Raw genomic sequence first — 26,693 nt, forward strand, 5'->3', positions numbered from 1 at the left:
TATGCAAGAGAAAACTCACATACTGGATCGCGTATCGTCGTTCAGCCTGTTGCTCACGATGATTATCCTGATGATTATCGGGGCTGCCCTGATTCCGTTGGTAGACGTGGGTTCGTCCCCCAAGCCGCGCCAGGGCAAGACGCTGACGATAAGCTATGGATGGAGGAACGCCTCGCCCAAGGTGGTGGAGCAGGAGGTGACGTCGAAGATAGAAGGGTTGGTCTCGGCTGTGAAAGGCGTGGCCGAAGTCTCGTCGGAGTCTTATTTCGGTTCGGGACGGGTTACGGTCGTGCTGAAGAAAGAAGCCGATGTGTCCGCTGTGAAGTTCGAGATTTCGTCGCTCTTGAAGCAGGTGCGGAAGAAATTGCCCGAAGAGGTTTCTTATCCAGAACTGACGGGTGGGGAAGTGGTGAATGACGGTGCCCCGCAGAAAGAAAGTCCTGTGAGGCATCTGTTGACCTATCAGGTGAATTCCAACCTGAAAGGCGAACAGATAAAAGAGTATGTGGAGAAAAACGTCGAACCGGTGGTACGGGCATGGGAAGAGGTGAAGAGCGTGGACGTGACCGGCGGGACTTCCAAATATATGGAGATTACGTACGACCCCCTCATCGTGGCGAACTACGGCCTGACGGTGGCTGACGTGGAGGACGGCATCAAAAGTTTTATCGGAAAGTCGGATATCGTGGGCGATGTGATGTACAGGGATGAAGACGGGGAGCAAAGCCGTGTCACCCTTTACCTGAAGACCTCGAGGTTTGCCCGCCAGATAGGTGAGATGCCCCTGAAGACCGTGGACGGGAAAATTATCTATCTGAACGACTTGGCCACCTTCGAATACCGGGACCGGCTGCCGGGCAGTTACTACCGCGTAAACGGGCTGAACACCATCTACATGAACATCGTCGTGGATGCGGATGCCAACGAGATAGAGTTGTCACGCCAGTTGCGTACGAAAATAGAGGAATTGAAACCCCGTTTGCGCGACGGCATGTATCTGACCTTGACGTACGACGCAGCCAAGGAGAAACAGTCGGAATTGGAAAAGCTGATTACGCGCACGTTGATGTCGTTGGCCATCCTGTTGGTGTTCGTCTGGTTGGTTCGTCGTAACTGGAAGTATCTGTCGATTATCGCCATCACGTTGGCCGCCAACGTCCTGATAGCCGTCATGGCTTACTATGTGTTCGACATGCGCCTGCATACCTTTTCGTTGGCCGGCATCACGGTGTCGTTGGGACTGATTATCGACGCGGCCATCGTGATGGTGGACCATTACAGTTACTACCACAACCGGAAAGCGTTCCTGGCCATATTGGCCGCCTTGCTCACCACAATAGGGTCGTTGGTGGTGGTGTTCTTCATGCCGGAGTATATCCAGCGCGACCTGTACGACTTCTCTTGGATTATCATCATCAACTTGACGGTGGCGCTTGTCGTGGCCCTGTTCTTCGTGCCTGCTTTGGTCAAGCAGTTCCATTACAGCAGCCGCATGCCGATAAAACGTTTGGGGCGTTCCAAGCGGGTGATGGCCTGGACGCGCTTTTACCGCAAGTACATCGCTTTCACGCAGAAACGCAAGTGGATATACTACGTCCTGTTGGTGTTGGCTTTCGGGATACCGTTCCATGCCCTTCCGGACCGGTGGGACAAGGAGAAAGTGTATTACCAGAGCGAGGCGGAAGAAGAGGATCCGTGGTATGAAAGGGCGTACAATGCCACGTTTGGCACCCGTTTTTTCCAGACCGAGCTGAAAGAACCGTTGAGCAAGGTGTTCGGAGGAACCATGCGTCTCTTTGCGCAGTCGTTGGACGAGAATACGTATGCCAAGGAGGAAGAGGAGATGAAACTCCACATCCGTGCCCAAATGCCTTTGGGCGGAAGCGTGCACGAATTGAACGAGAAGGTGCAGATTCTGGAGAACTTCTTGGTCGGGTTCAAGGAAATCAAACGGTTCGAGAGCCGCGTGGAATGGTGGGGGGCCAACCTGACCGTGGAATTCAAGGATGAATACCGCGACACGTCTTTCCCTTATGTCTTGGAGAGCAAGGTCATCGGCAAGGTCATTTCCATCGGAGGGGCGGACTGGAGCACTTACGGTGTGAGCGAGCGGGGTTTCAGCAATTCGCTGAACCTGCAATACCGGTCGAACCGGATCGAGATTGCCGGATACAATTATAATGCCTTGTACCGGTACGCGGAGGACATTTGTGCCCGCTTGAAGCAGAACCACCGCGTGATGGACATCATCATCGAAACGCCGGGGCATGAGCGGCAGGAAGATGAATTGTACATGGTCTATACGCCGCAGAACTTTGCTTTGTACGGACAGTCGGCGGCGGCCATGCACGGCACGTTGCGCGAGTTGCTTTCGGGAGTGGACGTGGGGCGTTACGAGGACGAGTTTATCCGGACCGACATCTACCTGCGTTCGTTGCAATCCGACCGTTTCAATGTGTGGGATTTGGAGCATACCCATGTCAAGACGTCCGAAGGAGACGTGTGGCTTCCGCCTTTCATGGACATGAACCTGCGAGAGGCCAAGAACTGCATTCCCAAAAAGAATCAGGAATATGTGTTGCGTGTGGCTTTCAACGTGTTGGGTTCGTACAACTACACGGCCAAATACATAGAGGAAGTGACGGATGAGTTCAACGACCGCTTCCCGGTGGGGTACCGTTGCCTGAACAACACGCCGAACTGGTATCAGGACGAAGGCACGCAGTATTGGCTGATATTGGTCATCGTGCTGATTATCTACTTCATGTGTTCCATACTTTTCGAGTCGTTCCGGTTGCCTTTCGTCATCATCACTTTGATTCCGGTGTCCTTCATCGGCACGTTCCTGACGTTCTATTTTTCCGGAGTGAAGTTCGGGACGGGCGGTTTCGCCTCGTTGGTCCTGCTGAGCGGACTGGTGGTGAATGCCGGTATTTACATCATCAACGAGTACAACAACCAAACGGCGGCCTGCAAGGCGCAGGCGTTGCCCCGTGTGAATTTGTACGTCAAGGCTTACAACCACAAGATTATTCCGGTGTTCCTGACCACGCTTTCCACCGTCCTGGGTTTGGTGCCGTTCCTCATAGACGGGCAGGAGGAAGCTTTCTGGTTCTCTTTCGCCATCGGAACGTCGGGCGGCTTGCTGTTTTCCATCCTGGCCCTGATATTCGTCATGCCCATTTTCATGCCTTTGAAGAAGAAGGACAAAAAAACGGACTTGGGTGTTTGATATGAAATATAACAGATTGTGTAATATGATGTTATGTCGTGTATTATGAAAGAGGCTTCTTTCTGTTTATTTGCATGGTGAATGTGCCGAATTTTTCTGCGCCAAACGAAAAATCGTTCGGCTGAGAACGATTTTTCAATCTCAGTCGAACGATTTTCCGTTCTCAGCCGGTCGGTCGGACGCGTGGCTGAAAGCTGTCTGAAACTCGCTTCTTTTTATGATTCCGTCAGGAGGCGTATGCCTTTTTCAGGCCTGCTTCCGGTTTCGCGCGGCATACGCGGACGGTGTCATGCCGAACATCTCTTTGAAGTAGGAAGAGAAGTAGCGCGGGGTGTTGAAACCTACCATCCATGAAATTTCCTGTACGGAATATTGGCCGCTTTCCAACAATCGGGCAGCGCGTTTCAACCGTATGGAACGCATGAACTCCGTGGGTGTCTGCCCCGCTATGGCTTGCATCTTCCTGTAGAGCGAGGAGCGTTCTAATCCCATGTCGGCACTGAGGGCCTCCACGTTGTATTCGGTGTTGTCCATGTTCTTTTCGATGCATTCCAATGCCTTTTGTATCAGTTTCTCGTCCAGACTGGTAATCGTGATTTCCTTGGGGTTGATGTGCGTGCCTTTCCGGAACGAAGCCAACCGTCGCTCGCGTTGTTCCAGAAGCTAACGGATGCGGCTGTGCAACACGTCGATGTCGAACGGTTTGGCGATAAACGAGTCGGCACCGGCTTCGTATGCCCCGCTCCGGCTTTCGGAAGAGTTTTTGGCCGTGAGCAGGATGAACGGGATGTGGCAGCACTGCACGTCGTCCTTGACTGCGCGGCAGAAGGCGTAGCCGTCCATGTGCGGCATCATCACGTCGCTGATGATGAGGTCGGGACCGTATTCCCGTGCCATGGCCAGTCCCTCCTGCCCGTCGGCGGCGGTGAGCACGGTGAAGTCCTGTCCGAGAAGATCTTTCATGAACGTGCGGAATTGCTCGTTGTCTTCGGCCACTAAGACGGTGACTTTGTTTCCTTCGGGCACGGGGGATTCGGGTGCTTTCTCCGTGTCGGGAAGCGTGCTTCCGATGGCGGCTTGGGAATCGGAGGCGGCGGTTTGCGGCGGTTGGGCAGGCAGCAGCAGCGTGAAGCGAGTGCCTTTTCCCGGTGTGCTTTCCACCGTGATTTCCCCATTGTGCAAGTCCATATAACCTTTGACCAGGTGCAGTCCGATACCGCTGCCGGTATTCACGGGATGGCTTTGTGTGCCTTCGCTTTGGTAGAAACGCACGAAAATGTTTTTCAGGTCTTCCGCCGGAATGCCTATACCAGTGTCGCTGACGGTGATGCGGATGCCGTTAGGACCTTCGCCTGCCGGGGAGCTTTCCTGCCATCCCGCCTGTACGGTGATGAAACCGCCTTCGGGGGTGAACTTCATGGCGTTGGAAAGCAGGTTGTTCAACACGCGTGTCATCTTTTCTGCATCCAGACGGAACAGGTCTTCCTGCCCGAACGCGCACTCGCAGGACAATCCGATGTGCCGTTCGTGGGCGAGTGGGCCGAAATGGTTCACGTTGTCTTCGATGAACGGTTTGATTTGCACGATCGACAGTTTCAGTTGTTCGCCTTTCTGTTCCAGACGGCGGAAGTCGAGCAACTGGTTGACGAGCCGGAGCAAGTCGCGGGCGTTACCGAGTATCTTTTCCAGTTCGCTTTTGAGGGCGGAGTCTCCGGCTTTGCGGATGAGCAGTTCGAGCGGGGTGATGATGAGCGCGAGCGGCGTGCGCAACTCGTGGCTGATGTTGGTGAAGAAGCGGAATTTGAGTTCGTCGAGATGCTGCTCCTTCTGCCGTTTCAGGTTTTCCTGTTCAGCCATCATGCGCGAACGCTTGTCGGCGATGTATAGTTCGATGATGTAGTAGAGGAGTGCCAGCGCGGCGATGAGGTAAATGGCGTAAGCCCACCAAGTCTTCCATAAAGGAGGCTCTACCGTGATTTGCCATTCGGCGGCGGCTCCCCACGGTGTGCTTCCCATGGCGGCTTGTACCTGAAGCGTGTACGTTCCGGGCGTGAGGGAGGTGTAGCTGGCCGTGCAGATACCTGTTGGTTCCGAAGTGAGGTTCCATGTTTTGTCCACCCCTTCCAGCCGGTAACGGTAGTGCGTGTGTTGGGGCGTGTCGTAATCCAAGGCGGAAAATTTCATTTCGATGAAATTCTCGTTGTGTTTCAGGTACAGGTGGCGGGTGTAGGACAGCCCTTCCGGAAGCAGTTGGCGGTCGCGGAACGTGCCTTCGTTGTTGATGGGATGGTTCATGACGCGCAGGCCGACGAGTGTCGGCCTCAGGTTTTCGTGCCCGTAGTCCGTGGCTTGGGGGGCAATGTCGGTGATACCGTTCAGTCCGCCCACATATACATGCCCGTCCGGCATGGCGGTGATGGACTGTTCCATCATTTCCCCGTATTGCACGCCGTCTTTTCCGTCTAACCGTGCGATGGAAAAGGTGCCGTCTGCGTTCCGGTTTATTCTCCCGATGCCGTTGGAAGTCGATACCCACAGCTTCCCCTCGGCATCGGCGGCAATGCCTTGTATGCAGTTGTTCGGCAGGCCGTTTTCCGTGCTGAGCCGCAGGGTTTCCTTCGTGCGGAAGTCATGGCATATCAATCCGTTCTGCGTACCTATCCAGACGGATGTTCCTTCGGCGTATGCACAGTTGTATTTCGTGCTGTATCTTTCCCAAGGGACTATCCAAGCCAGACGTTGCAGTTTCTTCCGGGTAATCTCATATCCGAAGAGTCCGTTTTGTCCGCCGATGATGAGTTGGCCGGGTTTTATTTCTATGGCAAAGCTCATGGCACGGCTGCGGTTCAGTTCCGGAAAATCTTCATTGAGTCGTAGGGCTGTCCTTTTTTCCGGCCGACAAAGATACAGGTCTTTCAAATCCATACAAACCAAGATGCTGCCATCGGAAAGGGGAAGGCTGAAACGGACCGTTTCGGACGGGAGGCCCGGCAGCAGCGTCGGGTCTGCCCGCTCGACCCTGTTGCCCTGTATTTTGTATAGTCCTTGCCGGGTGCTGCACCAGAATGCACCGTGCGGGTCTCTTTTGATGTCTGTACAATAGAGGTGACTGAATCCGGAGTGGAATGTCCGGTAGTTCTTGCGGGCCGTGTCGAACAGGTAGATGCCTTCCATCGTGCCGACCAGCAAGTGTCGGCCGTCGTACGGACAGAGGCTGCGAATCATCCGTCCTTCCTCGTGCGCCACCTCCTCGTTGATATAGTATTCCATGTATTTTCCGGGAGGGACGGCCCGCAAGATTCCGGAACTGCTCAACCCTAACCATAACCCTTGCCGGTCATCGACGAGGACCGACATGATGAAGTCCGTTACGGATTCGTTTCCGGTCAGTTCCAGACGATGGGTTTCTTGTAGCAGTTCAAAACGTGGGGAAAGTTTGATGAGCGTTTGGTTGCCACCTAACCAAAAACAGCCGTCTTTGCATTTTTTAATATCATTAATGGCTTTTCCCTTAAGTATTTCTTTCCATTCGCGCGTATATATATTATAGAGGTACAAGTATCCTTCCGTATGGCTGACGGAGATAAGCAGGTGCTCCTTGTCGGCTTGCAACCAAGCCGTACGGAAATATTCGGAGGGGGCGGGAGTGGCCACGGTGGAATCTTCGCCCACGATGTGTCCGCTTTTCTCTTCCCAAACCAGCATCCTGCCGGTATTCAGGAATATCAGATGAAAGGGACCGGCCTGCATGACTTCTTTGACACGGATACCCCGGGATTTTTCTTCGGGTCGTGGCTCGTAGACCTGTTTGGCTGGTTTTTTCCAGTCATACCGGTAAAGTTTTCCGCTTTCGGTAATAATCCAGGCGTTTCGGTCGTGGTCGAGGATAAAGTCATTGAAAGCTTCGGTCAGACGGGCAGCCTCAAAGCGTTCTTTGATATCGTGACAGAAACGTCCGGTACGGGTATTGATGAGATAGAGACGGTAAAAGTCCTTGGCCCACAGCAGCCCGTTGCCGCCGTCATAGCTTGTGCATAAATTGTGCATACCCAAGGGGACGGTGTAGGTCAAGTCGCAGGCGAGCGGCTCGAAGCTGTTGCCGTTGTACACATTGAACATGCCTTCGGTGCAGACCAGTATCTTGCCGTCTTCCATTTGTGTGAGGAAGCGTACTTGATTATTGAAAAGTCCGTTTCCGGTATCCAGCAGCCGGAATCTTTCCGTCGAGGAGGATGACCGGTAAGGCAAGGACAACAGCGTAGCGGTTATGATAAGAATCCAGAAGTTTTTCATCTCTTGACATTAGGTTTATTACAGCAAAGATAGTGAAAGGTGAGCGCAGAGACAAGCGAAAACGCAGTTTTCTGGCTTGGCTATGCCGAGCCGCATCCTATCTTCGTGTAACAAAGTTACAAAAACGTATGTAAAGAATGGTGGCTTTGGCCGGATTTGTATTCCGGGAAACGCAGGTTGGTGTATAAAATGTTGTTTTTATATGTATGGTATGTTGCAACCGGTGTTTTGCAACGCTTTGTACAGCGTTTTGCGACGCTTCGTGCAGTGGCGTTTTGCACGTCCCCGTTACTTTTGCAAAGTCTTAATGAAAAACCGTGAGAACATGGAAGAAAGATTCGACTTTGCAGATTTTTATGAGAGCCACTACCGGTCGGCCCTGCGATATGCTTCGATGTATGTCTTTAATGACGAAGACGCACGTGACATCGTGAGCGACGTTTTACTGCGTTTCTTGGAACAGGGGGAAAAGTTGAACCGCGAGAGAAATGTAGTCGGGCTGTTTTTCTCTATGATTTATAATAAGTGTATGGATTATCTTCGCCGCAGGTCGCGCTTCAAGCAGATAAAATACAAATTGAAGCAGACGGCAGATCGTTTTTCGGATGATGAGTTCGAGGCTCTGTGCCATAAGGAACTGTTTCGTATCATCGGTGAGACATTGTCCGGGATGCCGGATTTGCAGCAGGAGGTGTTTCTGGATATCCACATGGAAGGGCAGACTTATCTCGAAGTGGCAAAAGCCAGGAATATCACTAAACGCGTGGTGGAATATCAGTTGCGTAAGGCCGAAAGGACTATCGGTTGCAGTTTACAACGGATGTACGGTTAGAATGGTTTTTTTAATAGGTTTTTTCATATATTAGTTAAGTTAGAAACTGGAGAAGGCTGGGCAGCGATGCCCGGCCTTCACTGTTTTTATATCGGTCTTTTTTCTTTTATTTGATGCCCCTTCGGTTGAGGGCTTTCGAGTATTTGGCGGCGTTGGCCAGATGTTCGCGGTAGGTGCGTGCAAAGTTGTGCGTACCGGAAAAGTCTTCTTTGGCGCACATATACAGGTAGTCGTGCTTGACATGGTTCAACACGGCGTCGATACCGGCGATGGAAGGAATACGAATGGGGCCGGGAGGCAGGCCGGTGTTCCGGTAAGTATTGTAGGGGCTTTCCACGTTCAGATGATTGTGGTAAATTCTCCGGAGGGAGAAATCGTGCAGGGCGAACTTCACCGTCGGGTCGGCTTGCAGAGGCATGCCGGTACGCAGACGGTTGATGTACATGCCGGCCACCATAGGCTTTTCGGCGTTGTTGGCTGTTTCTTCGTCCACGATGGAAGCCAGGGTGACGACCTCGTTCGGTGTCAATCCGGCAGCTTCTGCCAAGCGGAGCCTTTCTTTGTTCCAGAATATGGTGTTTTCTTTCTGCATGCGTTTCATGAAATCCTCCAGACTTGTATTCCAATATACTTCATACGTGTTGGGGATGAACAGACAAGCCATCGTCGCGGTGTCATAGCCGTACTGACGGCAGAAGGCGGAGTCTGCAAAGTGTTGCGCCACGACGGCAGAGTCCATCATGAGTTTTTTCCCTAATGTGCCGGCCAGACGGTCCATCGTTCGTACGTTGGGAATAGTCAACCGGACGGGTGTCTGGCGTCCCTGTTTCAGTCGGCGGAATACGCTGAACATGTTATCTTCCGGTTCCACGGCGTAGCATCCGCTTTTCACGGTGTAGCCGCTGAGCGCGGATAGCAAGGGGAAACCGGCAGAGATGCCCGGACGGGCTGTGTTTTTGATTTTGACCCGTACGGAATCCGGTGTATCGTCTGCATCTATATAAAGGTATACAGTGTTTCCGATGCCGAATGTGGCATGGAAGAATGCCAGGTAAGCCCATAGTCCCAGCAAGACCACGATGACGCCGGCAGCCGGAAGTCCCCATTTAGATAAACCGCTCACGCCCGGCAGTCCCTGAGCAAGCTCGGACTGCTCTCGCTCACTCGCGATCTTCTTGAATGCTTCTTTCTTTTCCATGATGATGAAATTCTGTTTCTTAATCGTGCAAAGTTAACCAAAAAAGGAAGGGTTTTCAAAAAAGATATGTATATTTGCAACGATTTAATCTCATTTTAATATCATGAAAGTAAGAAAGCTAATGATGAGTGCGGCCCTGATGGCCGTTTTGCCGCTTGCGGCGCAGAAAGAGTCACAAGTTCGATTGTTTCCCGACCAGGCCAAGCAATCCATTCCCAAAGAAATCTACGGCCAGTTTGCCGAACACCTCGGAACGTGTATTTACGGCGGGCTGTGGGTGGGCGAGAATTCTACCATTCCCAATACAGACGGTTACCGGAACGATGTGCTTCAGGCTTTGAAGGACCTGAAGATACCCGTGTTGCGTTGGCCGGGAGGTTGTTTTGCCGATGAATATCATTGGATGGACGGTATCGGTCCAAAAGAGAACCGTCCGCGCATGGTGAACAACAACTGGGGCGGAACCGTGGAGGACAACAGTTTCGGTACACACGAGTTTCTGAACCTTTGCGAGTTGTTGGAGTGCGAGCCGTATGTGTCCATGAATGTGGGGAGCGGCACGGTGCAGGAGACGGCGCAGTGGGTGGAATACATGACGGCCGAGGACGGCCCGATGGCCAAGTTACGTAAGCAGAACGGTCGCGAGAAGCCGTGGCGTGTGAAATACATCGGTGTGGGCAATGAAAGTTGGGGATGCGGCGGTAACATGCGTCCGGAATATTATGCCGACCTGTATCGCCGCTATCAGACTTACTGCCGCAATTACGACGGTAACCGTTTGTTCAAGATAGCCAGCGGGTCGGGGGAATACGATTTGCATTGGACGGAAACGATGATGAAGCAGGCGCGTAACCAGATGGACGGCCTTTCGCTCCATTATTATACCGTGGCCGGATGGTCGGGTAGCAAAGGTTCGGCTACGGACTTCACTCCGGAAGATTATTATTGGACGATGGGCAAGTGCCTTGATATCGAGAACTGCATCAAGGAACATTCGGCCGTCATGGACAAGTATGACCCTAAAAAGCGCGTGGCTCTGATGGTGGACGAGTGGGGGACATGGTGGGATGAAGAACCCGGTACCATCCGTGGGCACTTGTATCAGCAGAACACCATGCGCGATGCTTTCGTGGCAGCCCTTTCGCTGAACGTGTTCCACAAGTACACAGACCGTATCAAGATGGCCAATATCGCGCAGATAGCCAATGTGTTGCAAAGCATGATTCTGACAAAGGACGATAAGATGGTGCTGACGCCTTCCTATTATGTATTCCAGATGTACAACGTGCATCAGGACGCTACTTACTTGCCGATAGAGGTGCAGTGCGAGAACAAACAAGTGCGTGCACGCATGGGACAGGACGGCGAGCAGCGCACGCTGCCTATGCTCGGTGCCACGGCTTCCAAGGCGCAGGACGGTGCGGTGCATATTTCGCTGTCCAACGTGGATTTGGAGAACTCCAACGAAGTCACTGTCGATTTGTCCGGCTTGGGCATGAAATCCATTGCGGGACGCATATTGACCTGTAAGGCCATCACAGACAAGAACACCTTTGAGCAGCCCGACGTGGTGAAGCCTGCGGACTTCAAGGGGGCAAAACTGAAAAACGGCAAGTTGACCGTGAAGATGCCGCCGATGAGTATTGTGGCGTTGGAGTTGCGGTAATTTATTTTGGATTTATTTCTATTCTCCCCGTATTCATCTGTCATGGTGGATGCGGGGAGATTTCTTTTTGTCTTCACGAGTGTCCTGTTTCGTGTTTTTTCAGGGAGAAGTGCAAAAAAATAAAAGAAAAAGGTCCTATGGTCAGATTATTTTTATTAGTTTTACGGTGGAATATGCTGTTAAGTGTAGCCGCATGTCCGTTTTTGTGGGTTAGATTATGAAGCATTTGCTGCATTGTTCTTGTCAAGATTGAAACCTGAGAAATTTCAAAAAATAGCAACAAGAGGATAGTGCGAGTAGATGCCTACGTATAGCGTAGGCTACTGTTCGTCTCTTCTGTTGCTAAGGTTTTCTCAGGACCTCAATTTTGGAAGACGCAGAATAGGAGCTTGCGCTTCTTTTTTGCGGAATCTCACATTTCATTTCACAATACGCCATGCTTCTTCAAGTGGAGAGGAGGAAATAGTGTTTTTTACATAATTGTTTAACATTAAAAATGAAGTGAAATGAAAAAAAGAAAACTTCTGACGGGCATGCTGGCCTTATGGTTCGGTTTGCCTTCGTTTGCCGAAGTGTACGAAGGGACTTGCGGCGAGAATGTACGGTATTCGTTGGATACGGAGACTGGTGTGCTTGCTTTGACGGGGGAAGGAATTATTTCTTCTTCCACCTACACCGTTCCCTTGCCTTGGGATGCCCACAAGAAATCCATCAAGAAAATAGAGGCCGACGAGGGCATCGAGTTCCCTCAGTTTGATTGGTTGGTGGGGTGCGAATCCATTGTAGAACCACAGTACAACAAGACAACCTTTATTTATCTTCCACGGAATTACAGGAGCAGCAGTTACAATTACGGTGCTCCTGCCGGAATCAAGGTGATAGCCCCTTATGCTTTTTCAAAGTGCCAAAAGGTGTGGAACATCTACATCAACGCCGGTTGCGAAGTAATAGGGAAGAATGCCTTTTCGGCTTGTCCGGATTTGGAAGATGTGCATCTGCCCTCTACCGTAAAGGAAATAGGGGAGAATGCGTTTTATAATTGTAAGATGCTTCGCAAACTTAACATGCCCGAAGGTGTGGAAAGCGTAGGGGCAAATTGTTTCCGTTATTGCAATGCCCTTACGGAAGGCGTGTATAACGAAGACTGTTTCTTCTATTTGTCGGAAGAGGTGACCGGTGATTTCACTATTCCCGGCAGTCCGAAGAAGATTGCTCCGAATGCTTTCGCTTATGGGAAAATCACCACACTCAAAATCCCGGAGAGTGTGAAAGAAATAGGAAAGATGGCATTCTATTATAACACAGGCCTGCAACGCGTGGAGATGCCGTCGCGTTTGGATGTGTTGGGAGATAATGCCTTTTCCGGTTGTCAGGCTTTGGAAGAAGCAGCGATTCCTGAAAGCGTGCACAAAATCGGTGACAACATGTTCGGTGGTTGTTCAGTACTCAAAAAGGTAACTTTGCCCGAGATGTTGGACAGTATCGGACAATATGCCTTCCAGTATTGCACCGGTTTGGAGGAAATCCAACTTCCGTCCCGGTTGACATATATCGGTTCGAGTGCGTTCTTGGGCTGTTCCGGTTTGAAGACGGTAAATATCCCGGAGAGCCTTGTCCGGATGGATATTCCGGTCTTTATAGAGTGCGGTAACCTTACTTCTCCTCTTTACAATAGTACTCTTTTTGTTTGCTTGCCTACCTCCTATCAGGGCGAGTATACGGTGCCCGATGGGATAAAGGCGGTGGCAGGCGGTGCGTTTTCCTCATGTAACCAGCTTACAGCGGTCAATTTGCCCGCCTCTGTGGAAAAGTTAGGGTATGCCGTGTTCGAGCAGTGTACGAGTTTGGAACGTGTGAACCTTCCGGAGGGGATTACCAGTATTCTTAATTATACGTTCCAGGATTGCAGTAAGTTGCAAGGCGTTTCGCTACCTTCGCACCTTACGCACATCGGCGACGGGGCTTTTTCTCGTTGTGCTTCGATACAGGAGGTCGAAATCCCTTCTACGGTGAATTATATCGGTGGATATGCCTTTAGCGGATGTGCAGCCTTGTACAAGGTTGTCCTGCCGGAGGAAGTGGATACCTTGGGTAACGCCATATTTGCGAATTGCGATAATCTGGACATGCCGTTGGCCATTGGAAATACTTTCCTTAAATGCCCGCGGTCCGCAGGGCGTTTTGAGGTACCCGAGGGAACGGAATATATCAGTGATTACGCTTTCCATAATTGCGAGGTTCTGGAATACGTGCAATTACCCCAAAGCGTAAAGGCCATCGGGGCGTATGCCTTTGCCAACTGTGCCTCCCTGACGGAAATCACCTTGCCAGAGGCCGTGGACACTATCGGGCAACATGCTTTCGAGATGTGTTGGTCGTTGGGCGGCGTGTCGGTGCCCGAGGGCGTGCGCTACATCGAGGCATACACTTTTGCCAACTGTGCGAAGCTGCATAGCGTGGAGCTTCCCGCTTCATTGGTCAAGATAGGAGACTATGCTTTCAACCAGTGTACGAGCTTGGAAAATATCGTGCTTCCGGAATCCCTCACGGAATTGAAATATTGTGCTTTCCAAGGATGCTTGAGCCTGCCTTCCATAACGATACCTGAAGGGATAAAGGCCCTCGAATCCAGTATGTTCAAGAACTGTACGAGACTGGAATCCGTCACTTTGCCGGAAGGGCTTACCCAAATCGGCAGCAATGCTTTCGAGGGCTGTACGGCCTTGGCCCATGTCGATATTCCGGACATGGTGGCGTCTATCGGGAGCAGTGCTTTCCAAGGATGCACGATGTTGAGCGAAATGGCCCTTCCCCATAACCTGACAACTTTGGAATCAAATTTGTTCCGGGGATGTACGAACCTGAAGAGGGTAACGATTCCGGCTGCGACAGGAAGCGTGAGGAACGAAGCTTTCTATGATTGCACGGCTTTGGCCTACATCGATGTGGAGAGCGGGAACCAGGCCTATGCTTCGTGCAGCGGCATGCTGTGCGACAAGGATTTGACCGAGACGGTCGTCATTCCGCCCTGCCTTACCGACTTGGTCATCCCGGCTACCTTGGCCGGTTATTGGCAATACAACCTGCCGGACTGCAAGTATTTGCGTTCTGCCACTTTGTATTACGTGGGTGGAAGCCGCGCAACGATAAGTAAGGAAGATGACATCTTGGGTGCGATGTTTGCCGAGTATGGGGATGGCTTGCCTACAGAGACGGAGACCGGAAGTGACGGCAAGAAATGGACGATTTACAAACGCGAATACAAATTGCCCGAGACGTTGGAGAAGTTGGTGTTTTACTGCGATTCACTGTCCATGGACCAATTCGTTTATACGGAAGTCAATGAGAGCAAGAGAACCAAGTCCGTGTATCTCACAGGAAACCTGGACCTGATAGACACGTTGTTGGTATATGTCGATACGATTACCGATACGAAACTGTTCAACCAATTTACGAACTTGAAGGTCTTGGAGGCAAAACGTGTCGAGAACTTGGCCAACGGGAGCTTCACCGGCATGGAAAGTCTGGAGAAACTGACGCTTCCGCAGGTCAAGACGATGGAGGAAGGGTGCTTGGCCGACCTGAAGGGGTTGAAGGAGCTTACGTTGCCTTTTGCCGGGGCGGGTTCGGCTTCCACGGCCACCAACTTCGGAACCTTGTTCAACGGCATGGCCGACGACAGCAAAAAGAAGGTCGTCCAATTTATGGAGGACGGAAGCAGCGAGACTTATTATTTACCGGCAGGTCTGGAGAAACTCACGTTGTCCGAAGGTTGCGAGACGTTGGCTTTCGGTACGTTCTACAACTGTAACATGCTCCACGAACTGACGTTGCCTTCCACGCTTTACATGGTGGGAGAGAAAGCTCTGTACGGATGTGCCGGACTGACGGACATCTATTGCAAGGGGGCCGACCCATCGTCGGCTTATTCCAATACCTTCGAGGGCGTGCGGGTCAACTCATGCAAACTTCACGTTCCCCATGGTGCAGGCGAGATGTATAAGCGCAGCACGGGTTGGAAAGACTTCTATTATATAGAGGAGGAAGCACCCATCACGGTGGCTGTGGCCAAGAATATAGAAAACGCCGGGGTAATCTATGGCATGAACGAATACCAACTTGGCGAAACGGCTGAGTTGAAAGCCGTGGCACATTCCGGCTACGTATTCTCGGCCTGGACGGAAGACGGCCAAGTGGTAAGCGAGGAAGAGACTTACTCCTTCGTCGTGGAAGGCAGCCGCAGTTTGATAGCCGTATTCGTCCCTGTCAGTGGCAGCAACAGTGTGGAGACGGAGGCCGGAAGCACTTCGGTGGCTTTCACTTGGGAGGCAGAAGAGGGAGCTTCTTGCTACCAGTTGAACGTTTATCGTGATGAGGCCATGACGCAGTTGGCCGGCAGCCTGTGGTTCGACGCGGAGGGTAATCCGGTGAAGAAACGCAGCACGATGCTGAGTGCCACTATCGACGGGTTGGAAGCGTCTACGGGGTATTACTATCGTATGACGGCTTACAACGAAGCCGACCAGGCCATTTCGCAATATACCGGTACGTTTGAGACGAAGGATGCCAATGCTATATCCGAAACGTTGCAGGATGATGTCGTTTCCGTCCGTGCTCGGTCGGGAAGCATCGTCGTAGAAGGTGCCGTCGGAAAAGTCGTTACGGTATTTACGCTTTCCGGTAAAATGGCCGTTCAGAAGAAAGCGGAAAACCAGACGGAAGAGATTACACTCGAACGAGGTTTCTATATCGTCAAGGTCGGCAACGGCTCTTACAAGACAGTAGTGAAATAAGTATTCCTTCCCTTTGGGGAAGTTGACGAAAGGAAAGTCCCTTGTGACGTCGTGTGCGTCATGAGGGACTTTTTGGTTAACAAAACGTCAAAAAACGAAGCGGATGGCGGCTGTGAAAAGAAGGAGTTTAGACGTGCGGATATGCAAAACGGTGTATATTTATACGGCTTCCGGTATTCCTAATGTATAAAAACCGCATAAACCGGAATCGCTTTCAGCCAAGCAATTTTTCGTTTGGAGCAGTATACAAAATTTTCTTCCGCATGAAAATCCTGAGTTCTCCTCATGCGGCCGGATTTTACGGAGCCGGGCGAAGAAGGAACGTGCTTTAAGTATCCCTTTTTCGTCTGTTTGGTGGTTTTTTGCCTGAGAAATTTTTGTGCAGAAAGAAACCTGATGCTTGTTTTTGTTGACAGGAAGGAGCGAAAGAACCTTGTACTGTGGTCTTCCGTGTGACGTGGTGGAATAGAAAAAGCCTGCCGGACTGTCATTATGCTAAAACACCGGCAGGCGAGAATCGTTTTTTTTCGTCGAAGTCCCGTTCCGTGTCCGAATAAGGCATTCTCGGAAGGGTAGGGCTGTCGATTTGACACTTATCCTATTTCAGTTTCTTACCGTCGGAGAAGGCTTTTCCTACGGCTTGGCCGAGACCGGCGTAGTTGTGGTGGACGGGGTCGAAGACAATCAGCCCCATCTTCTCCATGTCCGGTTTGCCGTCGTCTGCGAGGTATCTTTCATCGGCGAGGATGTTCACGACCTCCGCGACGATGTAATATCCGGTGTCCGATTCATGTATTTTTTCTTTAATCCGGCATTCAAACGTCATCGGGAAGTCGGTGAAGACCGGGGCGTCGACGTTTTCCGACCGTACGGCCGTCCATCCCGTTTTTTCTATCTTTTGCGGGTTGTTCTTTGCGCTGACGATGCCCACGTAGTCGGCCGCCGTCATAGTGGCTTGGGTGGCAAAGGCCACTGTGAAGTCCCCTTGGCGGTTCAGGTTTTCGGTGGTGGCATGCTTGCCCATTGAAATCATGATTTCTTTCATGTCCCATTGTCCGCCCCAGGCCGCGTTCATGGCGTTGGGTCGTCCTTGTTCGTCGTAAGTGCCGATAATCAGCACGGGTTGTGGCAACAGCCACGGTTGAGGTTTAAAACTTTTCATCATAGTATATTATTTGGTATGTGTGTGATGCCATTTTTTTCTTATTGCCGTTTTTGTAATTCCTGTAAGAATTCCTCTGCGATATAAAGGTCACCGAAAAGATAGAGGCCTGTTGTCTTGTCGTGGAGGTGCTTGCAGGTCTCGCTTTCATAGAACAATTCCAATGCCCTTACACTGTCTATGTCTAATTTCCCGGCAATGGCATTGGCTATGATACCTATGCGTCCTCCCAAAAGAATGCGGTCTATATCGGGAGGCAAATGTTGCATGTCAGGCTTTCTCTGTACGCTCATAATATAAGTATTTATCTAATAAAAACTGGTTGCGCAAGCAAATCTGGTTGTTGGGCTGATGGGCACAAAGGGCGTTCTACAATTTCTGTACCTCCGTGGTAGACTTCAATCTTGCTCATTGCCTATCCTCCTCTTTTTTTTAGAAGTCCGATCAATTCTGCCGTCACGTTTTCGAGGCTGTCGCTGTGAAGGGCATCATAGCAATGGTAGATATAATCACGGATCATTCCCGTCTTTTTCATGCGGAGGAATACTTCGTGGTACGGTCGTTTCAGGGCTGCAGCCACAGATTCTATACATGTGGAAACAAATCCCAAGCGTATTTCTTCATTTGAAAGTTCTATATATTTTTCCATTCCAAAGGGTATGGGGGGATTAGTCGGTATAAGTTTGATTTTGCATGAGTTTGCGATAGATTTCCGCGTCCTCTTCCCGGAAGCAACAGAGGACGACATCACCTTCATATTTCCCGTCCCGTATGTGGCTTTTGACGGTATCCCAGGCTATTTTTGCGGCAGCCGCGTGCGGATAACCGTACACGCCGGTGCTGATGCAAGGGAAGGCGATGCTTTTCAGGTGGTGAGTCTCGGCCATTTGCAAGGCGGTGGCGTAGCAGGATGCCAGTAACTCGGGCTCGTGGTGCCCTCCGCCGTGCCATACGGGTCCGACGGTATGGATGATTTTCTTGCAGGGCAGTCTGTACGCTCCGGTCATCTTGCTCTCGCCGGTCCGGCATCCGCCCAACGTGCGGCATTCCTCCAACAATTCTTTACCCGCAGCGCGGTGTATGGCTCCGTCCACACCCCCGCCTCCCAACAGGGAACAGTTCGCGGCGTTTACTATGGCATCCACTTGCAGTTGCGTGATGTCTCCCACGATTATTTTTATCCGGTCTTTCATGTCTCGTTACGCATGGTTTGTTGCAATGCTCCAAAAATAGTCAAAATATCCGGGAAAGGAAGTATGTTTTTGGGAAAGATTGCAAAATATTTGCGATGGGATATTTTTTCGCATGAAGCATGGCTTGGGTGGTAGTAGAGGCCGTTTTATCGATATTCTCCTATTTTTTGACGGGTTTGTTCTACTGTGTGAAGTATGGAATCGTTAATTTTGTACTTCATTACATTAAATATAAGAATAAAAGAAAAGAAACACGAAAATGAGAGTGGGAAAATGCTTTTTAGGCCTGGCTGCTTGTTTGTATGCAGTGGCGGCGGATGCGGAACGCGTACCGATGAAACTGTGGTATGACGAGCCGGCTAAAGTGTGGATGACATCGGCCTTGCCGGTCGGTAACGGGGGAATCGGGGCTATGTTCTTCGGGGGTGTGGCCAAGGAACAGTTGCAGTTCAACGACAAGACGTTGTGGGCCGGCAGTACGACCCGGCGTGGGGCATACCAGAACATGGGCGACTTGTTTTTCGAGTTCGATACGCCGGAAACTTGCACCAACTACCGTCGGGAACTTTCTTTGGACGATGCCATAGGGCGTGTGTCTTATACGATTGACGGAGTGGACTACCTGCGCGAATATTTTGCCAGCAACCCGGACAGCGTGATTGTGGTGCGCCTGACGACGCCCGGACATAAAGGCAAACTGAACTTCTCCCTGCGGATGCAGGACGGACGGCAAGGGATGACCCGGGTGGACGGCCATACGATGACCATCAAAGGCACGTTGGATTTGTTGTCCTACGAGGCACAGGCTCTCTTACAGGCCGACGGCGGCATGGTGGAGACGAAATCCGACCGGTTGGAGGTGAAAGGGGCGGATGCGGTGACGGTCGTGCTGACCGGTGCGACCAATTTCGACCTGGCTTCGCCGACGTACACGCGTGGAGATGCATACGAGATACACCGACGGGTATCGGCTCGGATGGACAAGGCTACGCGGAAGTCTTACAAGAAGTTGAAAGCAGCGCATCTGGCGGATTACCAACCTCTCTTCGCCCGTGTGGAGTTGGACCTGGATGCGGAGCAGCCGGACTACACGACGGACGTGCTTGTGCGTGAGCATAAAGACAATGCTTACCTCGACATGCTCTATTTCCAATATGGGCGTTACCTCATGCTCGGCTCTTCGCGCGGAGGCCAGTTGCCCAGTAACTTGCAGGGGTTGTGGAACAACGTGAACAATCCTGCATGGGAGTGCGACTACCATAGCAATATCAACGTGCAGATGAATTATTGGCCTGCCGAAGTGACCAATCTTTCGGAATGCTATGCCCCGTTCATTACCTACGTGTCTACTGAAGCTTTGAAGGACGGAGGCGCGTGGCAACAAGTGGCACGGAAAGAGAATTGCCGCGGATGGGCCGTACACACGCAGAACAATATCTTCGGTTATACGGACTGGTTGATCAACCGTCCGGCCAATGCCTGGTATTGCACTCACCTGTGGCAACATTATGCTTATACTTTAGATAAGGAATACTTGCGCGACACGGCCTGGCCCGTCATGAAGGTGACTTGCCAGTATTGGTTCGACCGCCTGAAGGAAAATGCAGAAGGGCGGTTGGTGGCTCCCAACGAATGGTCGCCCGAACACGGGCCTTGGGAAGACGGCGTGGCCTACGCCCAACAGTTGGTGTACGCCTTGTTTGAGGAAACATTGGCGGCAGCCGATGTGTTGGCCGTCGACGATGCTTTCGTATCGGAGCTGAAAGAGAAATTCTCCCGTTTGGACAACGGCTTGCATATCGGTTCATGGGGGCAAATCAAGGAATGGACCATACAGGAGGATAAACAAGGAGACCATCAGCGGCACTTGTCTCATTTGATGGCCTTGTACCCCTGCGACCAGATTTCTTACTTGAAAGACAAACGTTATGCCGAGGCGGCCAAAGTGGCTTTGGATTCACGGGGCGACGGTGCCACGGGATGGAGCCGGGCTTGGAAAGTGGCTTGCTGGGCACGTTTGTGGGATGGAGAACGGGCTTACCGTTTGCTGAAACAAGCGCAAAATATTACAGACGTGACGGTGGTGAGCATGGACGACAATGCCGGCGGCGTGTATGAAAACCTGTTCTGTGCCCATCCTTCGTTCCAGATAGACGGAAATTTCGGAGCCACGGCCGGTATCGCCGAGATGATGTTGCAGAACACCGTGAAGGGCGTGCATCTGTTGCCGGCTTTGCCTTCGGCGTGGGATGACGGGCATTTCAAAGGATTGAAGGCGAAAGGCGGCTTTACTTTCGACGTGACGTGGAAAGACGGGAAGATGGTGGAAGGCCGGGTGTATTCGGCTGCCGGACAGGAATGCCGGATGTACCTGCCGGATGCCAAGCTTGTCGAGGTGAAGAAGTCGAAAGGCGGCAAGGTGGCCTTTACGCAGGAGGCCGATGGCGCAGTGGTATTTCCTACATCGGCTGGGAAGAGTTACCGTCTTCGTTTTGAATAAAGATATAGCCCTAAAGAACGTGCTACTCCGCCGCCTTTTTCCATGAAAAGGCGGCGGAGCTGCGTTTGTTCATTACTTTTTTTGAATACTTTATCGGAAAAAGATGCTTCTTTCTTTTATTTTCGTTACCTTTGTGCCTATCTAATATCAAAATTGTATGAAAATAACACTTTTGCAACAAGATATTTCATGGGGGAATCCGGAAACTAATGTGAGGAATGCCGAGCAGGCGATGGAGGCTTGTCCCGGGTCGGATTTATATGTGTTACCCGAAATGTTCTCCACCGGGTTCTGTACGCAACCCGAAGGACTGGCCGAACCGGCGGACAGTGATACGCTGCGCTGGATGCGCCGCTATGCCGCAGGGCACGACTGTGCCGTGGCCGGTAGCGTGGCCGTACAGGAAGACGGCAAGTATTATAATCGTTTCTATTTCGTAAGTCCGGACGGGGAGGTCCGTTCGTATGACAAAAAGCATTTGTTCACGTACGGCGGAGAGCACCATCATTTTACAGCCGGTCGGGAACGTGTGGTCGTGGAGTTCCGGGGCGTACGAATCCTGCTCCAGATTTGCTACGATTTACGTTTTCCCGTATGGGCGCGCAACCGGAAGGACTACGACGTGGCGCTTTATGTGGCCAGTTGGCCTACACCGCGTGTGGAAGCCTGGTTGGCCTTGCTACGGGCAAGAGCCATCGAAAACCAGTGCTATGTGGCGGGGGTGAACCGTGTGGGAGCGGACCCGTCTTGCGAGTATTGCGGAGGCACGTTGATGATAGACCCTTACGGACGTACGGTAGCGGCCTGTGAGCAAGGCCGGGTAGATGCCGTGACGGTGGAGGTGGATATGGACGGCCTGGCTGATTTCCGCCGCAAATTTCCGGTATTGGATGATGCCGATGATTTTACATTGAATATTTAAACTCAGAAGATATACAGATATGGAAAAGAAACTCTTATTAGGTGATGAAGCCATAGCCCTCGGGGCTATCCATGCAGGCATTCGCGGAGTGTATGCTTATCCGGGGACGCCGAGCACGGAAATCACCGAATACATCCAACGGCATCCGTTGGCGCGTGCGCGAGGTCTGCACAGCACGTGGTGTACGAACGAAAAGACTGCCGTCGAGGCGGCTCTGGGGGCATCCTACGCCGGTGCGCGTGTGATAGCTTGCATGAAGCACGTAGGGCTGAACGTGGCGGCAGATGCTTTTGTCAACGCTGCTATTACGGGCGTGAACGGTGGTATGATCGTGGTTGTGGCGGACGACCCTTCCATGCACTCTTCGCAGAATGAACAAGACTCCCGTTTCTACGGTAAGTTTTCCATGATAACGACCTTGGAACCGTCTACTCAACAAGAGGCGTACGACATGATGCAATATGGCTTCGAACTTTCCGAACGGGAGAAGTTGCCGGTGCTGATGCGTATCGTGATGCGTTTGGCACATTCCCGGGCCGCCGTGACGGTGAAGGAAGAAGCCGAAGAGGTGAGGGCGTTGCCCTGTGCGAAGGATCCGGCCAGTTGGGTGCTCCTTCCTGCCAATTCGCGCCGGAAATATGCCGCATTGGTGGAACAGCAACCGCGTCTGGAACAGGCTGCGGCCGAAGCTCCTTACACGCGTTACGAACAGGCTTCGGGAGAGAAACCGGTGGGCATATTGGCCTGCGGTATAGGATATAACTATGTGACGGAGGTACGCGAGGCTGCGGAAAAGTTCAACATTCTTAAAATCACCCAATATCCGTTACCCGCAGACTTGGTGCGCCGCCTGGCTGCCGACAGTCGTGAGATTCTGGTGGTGGAAGACGGCCAGCCTTTTGCCGAAGAACTCGTGAGGGGGATGCTTTCCGCAGACTATCCCGTACGAGGTCGTCTGACGGGCGACTTGCCGCGTACGGGGGAACTGACGCCGGACAGCGTGGCAGCGGCTATGGGACACCGGCCGGAGCGTTACTTCGAAGCGCCGAAAAATGTGGTGGGACGCCCGCCTGCCTTGTGCCAGGGATGCGGCCACCGCGATGTGTACACGGCTTTGAACGAAGTGGTAAAGGAATATCCCGATGCACGCGTGTTTGCCGATATCGGCTGTTATACATTAGGGGCTTTGCCGCCTTTCCGTGCCATAGACACTTGCCTCGACATGGGGGCTTCCATTACGATGGCCAAAGGGGCGGCCGACGCCGGTGTGTTTCCGGCCATCGCTGTCATCGGCGATTCCACGTTCACCCATTCGGGCATGACGGGGTTGTTGGATGCCGTAAACGACAAGGCGCAGATTACCGTCATCATATCGGACAATCTGACTACGGCGATGACCGGCGGGCAGGACTCTGCCGGTACGAACAAGTTTGAGGCGATTTGTCTGGGGCTTGGGGTGGAGCCGGAACATGTGCGCGTAGTGGTGCCGTTGCCTAAGAACATGGAAGAGATTACGCGTATTCTTCGTGAAGAAATAGAGTACAAAGGGGTGTCGGTCATCATCCCGCGCCGGGAGTGCATACAGACCTTGAACAGAAAGTTGAAACAGAAAAGAGCAGAAAAGAAAGCATGAAACAAGATATAATTCTTTCGGGCGTGGGAGGACAAGGCATCCTTTCCATTGCCACCATCATCGGTGAGGCTGCCACGCAGGCAGGGTTGACCTTGAAACAGGCTGAGGTGCACGGCATGAGCCAGCGTGGAGGTGACGTGCAGTCCAATTTGCGTTTGTCTGACGGGGAGATTGCTTCCGATTTGATTGCGGTAGGAACTGCCGACATGATTCTCTCGTTGGAGCCGATGGAGGCTTTGCGGTATATACCTTATTTAAATAAGGACGGTTGGGTGATTACCTCTTCTTCCCCGTTCAAAAACATTCCCAATTATCCCGAGGACGAGGCTTTGATGGCCGAATTGAGGGCATTGCCCCATGTCGTCATGGTGGATGTGGACGCATTGGCCAAGGAACATTCCATGCCGAAGTGCGCCAATGTGATGCTGTTGGGGGCTGCGGCCCGTTACCTGAACATCCTGTCGGTGGAGGAGTTGCGTGAAAGTATCGCCCGTGTGTTCGGGACAAAAGGGGAGGCCGTAGTGGAAATGAACCGCCGGGCTTTCGATTTGGGGCATGCGGCTTCGGACTTAAAGTAAGCGGATATGGGACATCAGGTGTTTAGTGAAGAGTTGGTGGCATCTGTGGTAAAGGAGTTGCAGATTGCCGACCTCGCTCATGCCACCATCGGCGAGGTGCTGTTGGTGGCTTCCCGGCTGGAACAACAGACGGGGATTCCATTCATCCGAATGGATCAAGGTTCGCCGGGGCTGCCTGCCAATCGTGTTGGCATAGAAGCGGAGAAGGCCGCTTTAGACCGTGGAGTGGGGGCGCAGTATCCTGCAGCCGACGGGATTCCCGAACTGAAGCGCGAGGCTTCGCGCTTCGTGAAGGCTTTTGTCGATATAGACATCTCGCCACGGGCTTGCATACCTACGACCGGTTCGGTGGCTGCCTCGTTCGGGGCGTTCGTCATTACCACACAATGCGTGCCGGGAAAAGACAAGGTCTTGTTTATCGATCCGGGATTTCCCATCCAGAAATCCCAGTTGCGCATCATCGGGGCGAAGTGGGAACAGTTCGACATCTACCATTATCGGGGAGAGGCGTTGAGGGAGAAGCTGGAGAGTTATCTGAAACAGGGCGACATCGCGGCTATCGTTTACTCCAATCCGAACAATCCGGCGTGGATTTGTCTGGAGGACAGCGAACTGGCGATTATCGGTGAATTGTCCACCCGTTACGGGGTTATCGTATTGGAAGACATGGCTTATTTCTGTATGGACTTCCGTCAGGACTTGGGCCAACCTTGGAAGGCGCCTTATCCGCCTACGGTGGCCCGCTATACGGACAATTACATCCTTATGCTGTCTTCCTCCAAAATCTTCAGCTATGCCGGGCAGCGGATGGCCGTGGCTTGTGTGTCCGACAAATTGTTCGACACGCATTATCCAGCGTTGGCCGAACGTTACGGCGACTCCGGCGTGTTCGGGCAGACTTTCGTGGCTTCGGTGCTGTATATGATAACTTCCGGTTGTACGGCCTCCACGCAGTATGGCTATGCCGAAATGCTGCGGGCGGCTACGGACGGCGAATTGGATTTTGCAGCCGACGTGCGTGAATATGCCCGACGGGCTGAACGGATGAAGAAGATATTCACCGACAACGGATTCCACATCGTGTATGACTACGATGTGACGCGGCCGGTGGGAGACGGTTTTTTCTTTACCGTGGGCTATGGCCGGATGAGCGGGGGCGAATTGTTGCGCGAGTTGTTATATTATGGAGTGAGCAGTATCTCGTTGGAGACAACCGGCAGTGGGCAGCCCGGTGTGAGGGCATGTACTTCCCGTATGCGTGAGGAACTTTATCCGCTCATGGAGGAGCGGATGAAGGCTTTCCGGTTGGATCATCCTTTAAGTTGAGCGAATAAATCTGAATGGATATAAGGCCGCACGGACGGTTACAGACAAAATGGAAAACATGATTTGGAACAAGAATAAAGAGTGTATGAGTCGTGAGGAATTGCGCGACTTACAGGGGAAACGGCTGCACAAGCTGGTGGATTTGGTATATCATAACACGCCTTTCTACCGGGCTAAGATGCAGGAAATGGATTTGCTTCCGGATGATATCCGTACGATAGACGACATTGTGAAATTGCCTTTTACGACCAAGGCGGATTTGCGTGATAATTATCCGGTGGGCCTGTTGGCTACGCCCATGTCCGAGATAGTCCGTATTCATGCCTCTTCCGGCACGACGGGCAATCCCACCATCGTAGGCTATACTTATCGTGACCTGGAGATTTGGAAAGAAGTGATAGCACGTGCGTTGACGGCCTATGGCGTGACGCGTGGAGACATCGTTTCCGTGGGATATGGCTACGGGTTGTTTACGGGCGGACTGGGTGCCCATTACGGTGTGGAGCATCTGGGGGCTACCGTATTGCCTACTTCTACCGGGAATACGGAGAAACATATCCGTCTGTTGAGAGACCTTGGAGTGAAGGGTATTGCCTGTACGCCTTCCTATGCCCTGTATCTGGCTGAGGCGTTGCATAAGCAAGGGCTTTCGGCCGACGATTTGAAGTTGCGCATCGGGGCGTTCGGGGCGGAGCCGTGGACGGAGAACATGCGCCGCGAGATAGAAGAACGTCTGGGCATTCAGGCCTACAACATCTACGGATTGAGTGAAATCATGGGGCCGGGCGTAGCTTACGAGTGCGGCTGCAAGAACGGTTCGCATATCGCAGAAGACCATTTCTATCCGGAAATCATCCATCCGGAAACCGGCGAGGTACTGCCGCTCGGGCAAGAAGGGGAGTTGGTGCTGACTACGCTGACGAAGACCGGAATGCCGCTGTTGCGCTACCGTACGAAAGACCTGACGACATTGATGCTCGGCACGTGCGAATGCGGACGTACCAGTGTGCGCTTTACGCGTATCCTCGGACGGAGCGACGATATGCTGATCATACGCGGCATCAACGTGTTCCCCTCACAGGTGGAAAACGTGATTCTGGAGATGCCGGAATTTGCGCCCCGTTACATGTTGGTGGTAGACCGCAAAAACAACATGGATATGTTGGAGGTACAGGTAGAGTTGCGTCCGGATAATTTCTCAGACGATTTAGGCGGTATGCTGGCTTTAAAGAAACGTTTGGCCGAACGTCTGAAAAGCGTGCTTTCCATCAGTGCGGAAGTGAAATTGGTGGAACCCAACAGTCTGCCGAGGAGCGAAGGGAAAAGTACGCGAGTGATAGATAAACGTGTGTTGGCTTAATTCAA

At 52.1% G+C, this 26,693-nt stretch carries 17 protein-coding genes; 10 read left to right on the top strand and 7 right to left on the bottom strand.

Annotation, left to right across the window (positions count from 1 at the left end):
* Nucleotide 1: 1 nt before the first annotated feature.
* On the top strand, nucleotides 2-3,232 hold the full coding sequence (locus tag HMPREF9441_RS13240) for an efflux RND transporter permease subunit (protein WP_008622074.1): 3,231 nt from the start codon (nucleotides 2-4) through the stop codon (nucleotides 3,230-3,232).
* Nucleotides 3,233-3,478: 246 nt separating this feature from the next.
* Here HMPREF9441_RS13240 and HMPREF9441_RS13245 read toward each other — a convergent pair whose 3' ends face one another.
* Both HMPREF9441_RS13245 and HMPREF9441_RS13250 read right to left on the bottom strand, forming a co-directional pair.
* On the bottom strand, nucleotides 3,479-3,871 hold the full coding sequence (locus tag HMPREF9441_RS13245; RefSeq protein ID WP_008622076.1) for a helix-turn-helix domain-containing protein: 393 nt from the start codon (nucleotides 3,869-3,871) through the stop codon (nucleotides 3,479-3,481).
* A gap of 24 nt (nucleotides 3,872-3,895) precedes the next feature.
* Complete coding sequence (locus HMPREF9441_RS13250; protein WP_008622077.1) at nucleotides 3,896-7,525, bottom strand: hybrid sensor histidine kinase/response regulator; 3,630 nt, start codon at nucleotides 7,523-7,525, stop codon at nucleotides 3,896-3,898.
* A gap of 325 nt (nucleotides 7,526-7,850) precedes the next feature.
* On the opposite strand from HMPREF9441_RS13250, the gene HMPREF9441_RS13255 reads away from it, so the two are divergent.
* Nucleotides 7,851-8,357, top strand: coding sequence for a sigma-70 family RNA polymerase sigma factor (locus tag HMPREF9441_RS13255; RefSeq protein ID WP_244949775.1), 507 nt, complete (start codon nucleotides 7,851-7,853; stop codon nucleotides 8,355-8,357).
* 106 nt (nucleotides 8,358-8,463) lie between these two features.
* Here HMPREF9441_RS13255 and mltG read toward each other — a convergent pair whose 3' ends face one another.
* Nucleotides 8,464-9,555 carry an endolytic transglycosylase MltG gene (mltG, locus tag HMPREF9441_RS13260; RefSeq protein ID WP_008622080.1) on the bottom strand — a complete coding sequence of 364 codons (1,092 nt, stop codon included), beginning with the start codon at nucleotides 9,553-9,555 and terminating at the stop codon, nucleotides 8,464-8,466.
* Between the two features lie 124 nt (nucleotides 9,556-9,679).
* On the opposite strand from mltG, the gene HMPREF9441_RS13265 reads away from it, so the two are divergent.
* On the top strand, nucleotides 9,680-11,221 hold the full coding sequence (locus HMPREF9441_RS13265) for an alpha-N-arabinofuranosidase (RefSeq protein ID WP_172634971.1): 1,542 nt from the start codon (nucleotides 9,680-9,682) through the stop codon (nucleotides 11,219-11,221).
* A 506-nt stretch (nucleotides 11,222-11,727) separates the two neighbouring features.
* Nucleotides 11,728-16,014, top strand: coding sequence for a leucine-rich repeat protein (locus HMPREF9441_RS13270; protein WP_008622086.1), 4,287 nt, complete (start codon nucleotides 11,728-11,730; stop codon nucleotides 16,012-16,014).
* Between the two features lie 598 nt (nucleotides 16,015-16,612).
* Here the strand turns inward: HMPREF9441_RS13270 and HMPREF9441_RS13275 are convergent.
* The 4 genes from HMPREF9441_RS13275 to HMPREF9441_RS13290 form a co-directional block, all read right to left on the bottom strand.
* Entirely contained in the window at nucleotides 16,613-17,176 is a 564-nt protein-coding gene (locus tag HMPREF9441_RS13275) for a flavin reductase family protein (RefSeq protein WP_021981271.1), read from the bottom strand.
* Between the two features lie 41 nt (nucleotides 17,177-17,217).
* Nucleotides 17,218-17,469 (bottom strand): hypothetical protein, encoded by a 252-nt coding sequence (locus HMPREF9441_RS13280; protein ID WP_008622090.1) that lies wholly within the window; start codon nucleotides 17,467-17,469, stop codon nucleotides 17,218-17,220.
* A 122-nt stretch (nucleotides 17,470-17,591) separates the two neighbouring features.
* Entirely contained in the window at nucleotides 17,592-17,825 is a 234-nt protein-coding gene (locus HMPREF9441_RS13285; RefSeq protein ID WP_008622091.1) for a DUF3791 domain-containing protein, read from the bottom strand.
* Nucleotides 17,826-17,844: 19 nt separating this feature from the next.
* Nucleotides 17,845-18,369 carry an O-acetyl-ADP-ribose deacetylase gene (locus HMPREF9441_RS13290; RefSeq protein ID WP_008622092.1) on the bottom strand — a complete coding sequence of 175 codons (525 nt, stop codon included), beginning with the start codon at nucleotides 18,367-18,369 and terminating at the stop codon, nucleotides 17,845-17,847.
* Between the two features lie 259 nt (nucleotides 18,370-18,628).
* On the opposite strand from HMPREF9441_RS13290, the gene HMPREF9441_RS13295 reads away from it, so the two are divergent.
* The 6 genes from HMPREF9441_RS13295 to HMPREF9441_RS13320 all read left to right on the top strand — a co-directional run bounded on the left by HMPREF9441_RS13295 (nucleotide 18,629) and on the right by HMPREF9441_RS13320 (nucleotide 26,688).
* On the top strand, nucleotides 18,629-20,869 hold the full coding sequence (locus HMPREF9441_RS13295) for a glycoside hydrolase family 95 protein (protein WP_008622095.1): 2,241 nt from the start codon (nucleotides 18,629-18,631) through the stop codon (nucleotides 20,867-20,869).
* 157 nt (nucleotides 20,870-21,026) lie between these two features.
* Nucleotides 21,027-21,791, top strand: a complete 765-nt coding sequence (locus tag HMPREF9441_RS13300) for an amidohydrolase (RefSeq protein ID WP_008622096.1) — start codon at nucleotides 21,027-21,029, stop codon at nucleotides 21,789-21,791.
* 19 nt (nucleotides 21,792-21,810) lie between these two features.
* Nucleotides 21,811-23,424 (top strand): thiamine pyrophosphate-dependent enzyme, encoded by a 1,614-nt coding sequence (locus HMPREF9441_RS13305; RefSeq protein WP_008622098.1) that lies wholly within the window; start codon nucleotides 21,811-21,813, stop codon nucleotides 23,422-23,424.
* Nucleotides 23,421-24,002 (top strand): indolepyruvate oxidoreductase subunit beta, encoded by a 582-nt coding sequence (locus HMPREF9441_RS13310; RefSeq protein WP_008622099.1) that lies wholly within the window; start codon nucleotides 23,421-23,423, stop codon nucleotides 24,000-24,002. The genes HMPREF9441_RS13305 and HMPREF9441_RS13310 overlap by 4 nt, the downstream gene beginning before the upstream one ends.
* Before the next feature lie 6 nt (nucleotides 24,003-24,008).
* Nucleotides 24,009-25,328, top strand: coding sequence for an aminotransferase class I/II-fold pyridoxal phosphate-dependent enzyme (locus HMPREF9441_RS13315; protein WP_008622111.1), 1,320 nt, complete (start codon nucleotides 24,009-24,011; stop codon nucleotides 25,326-25,328).
* A 58-nt stretch (nucleotides 25,329-25,386) separates the two neighbouring features.
* On the top strand, nucleotides 25,387-26,688 hold the full coding sequence (locus HMPREF9441_RS13320; RefSeq protein WP_039865357.1) for a phenylacetate--CoA ligase family protein: 1,302 nt from the start codon (nucleotides 25,387-25,389) through the stop codon (nucleotides 26,686-26,688).
* The last annotated feature ends 5 nt before the right edge of the window (nucleotides 26,689-26,693 follow it).

Origin of the sequence: Paraprevotella clara YIT 11840 (assembly GCF_000233955.1) — a bacterium.
Classification (GTDB): Bacteria; Bacteroidota; Bacteroidia; order Bacteroidales; family Bacteroidaceae; genus Paraprevotella; species Paraprevotella clara.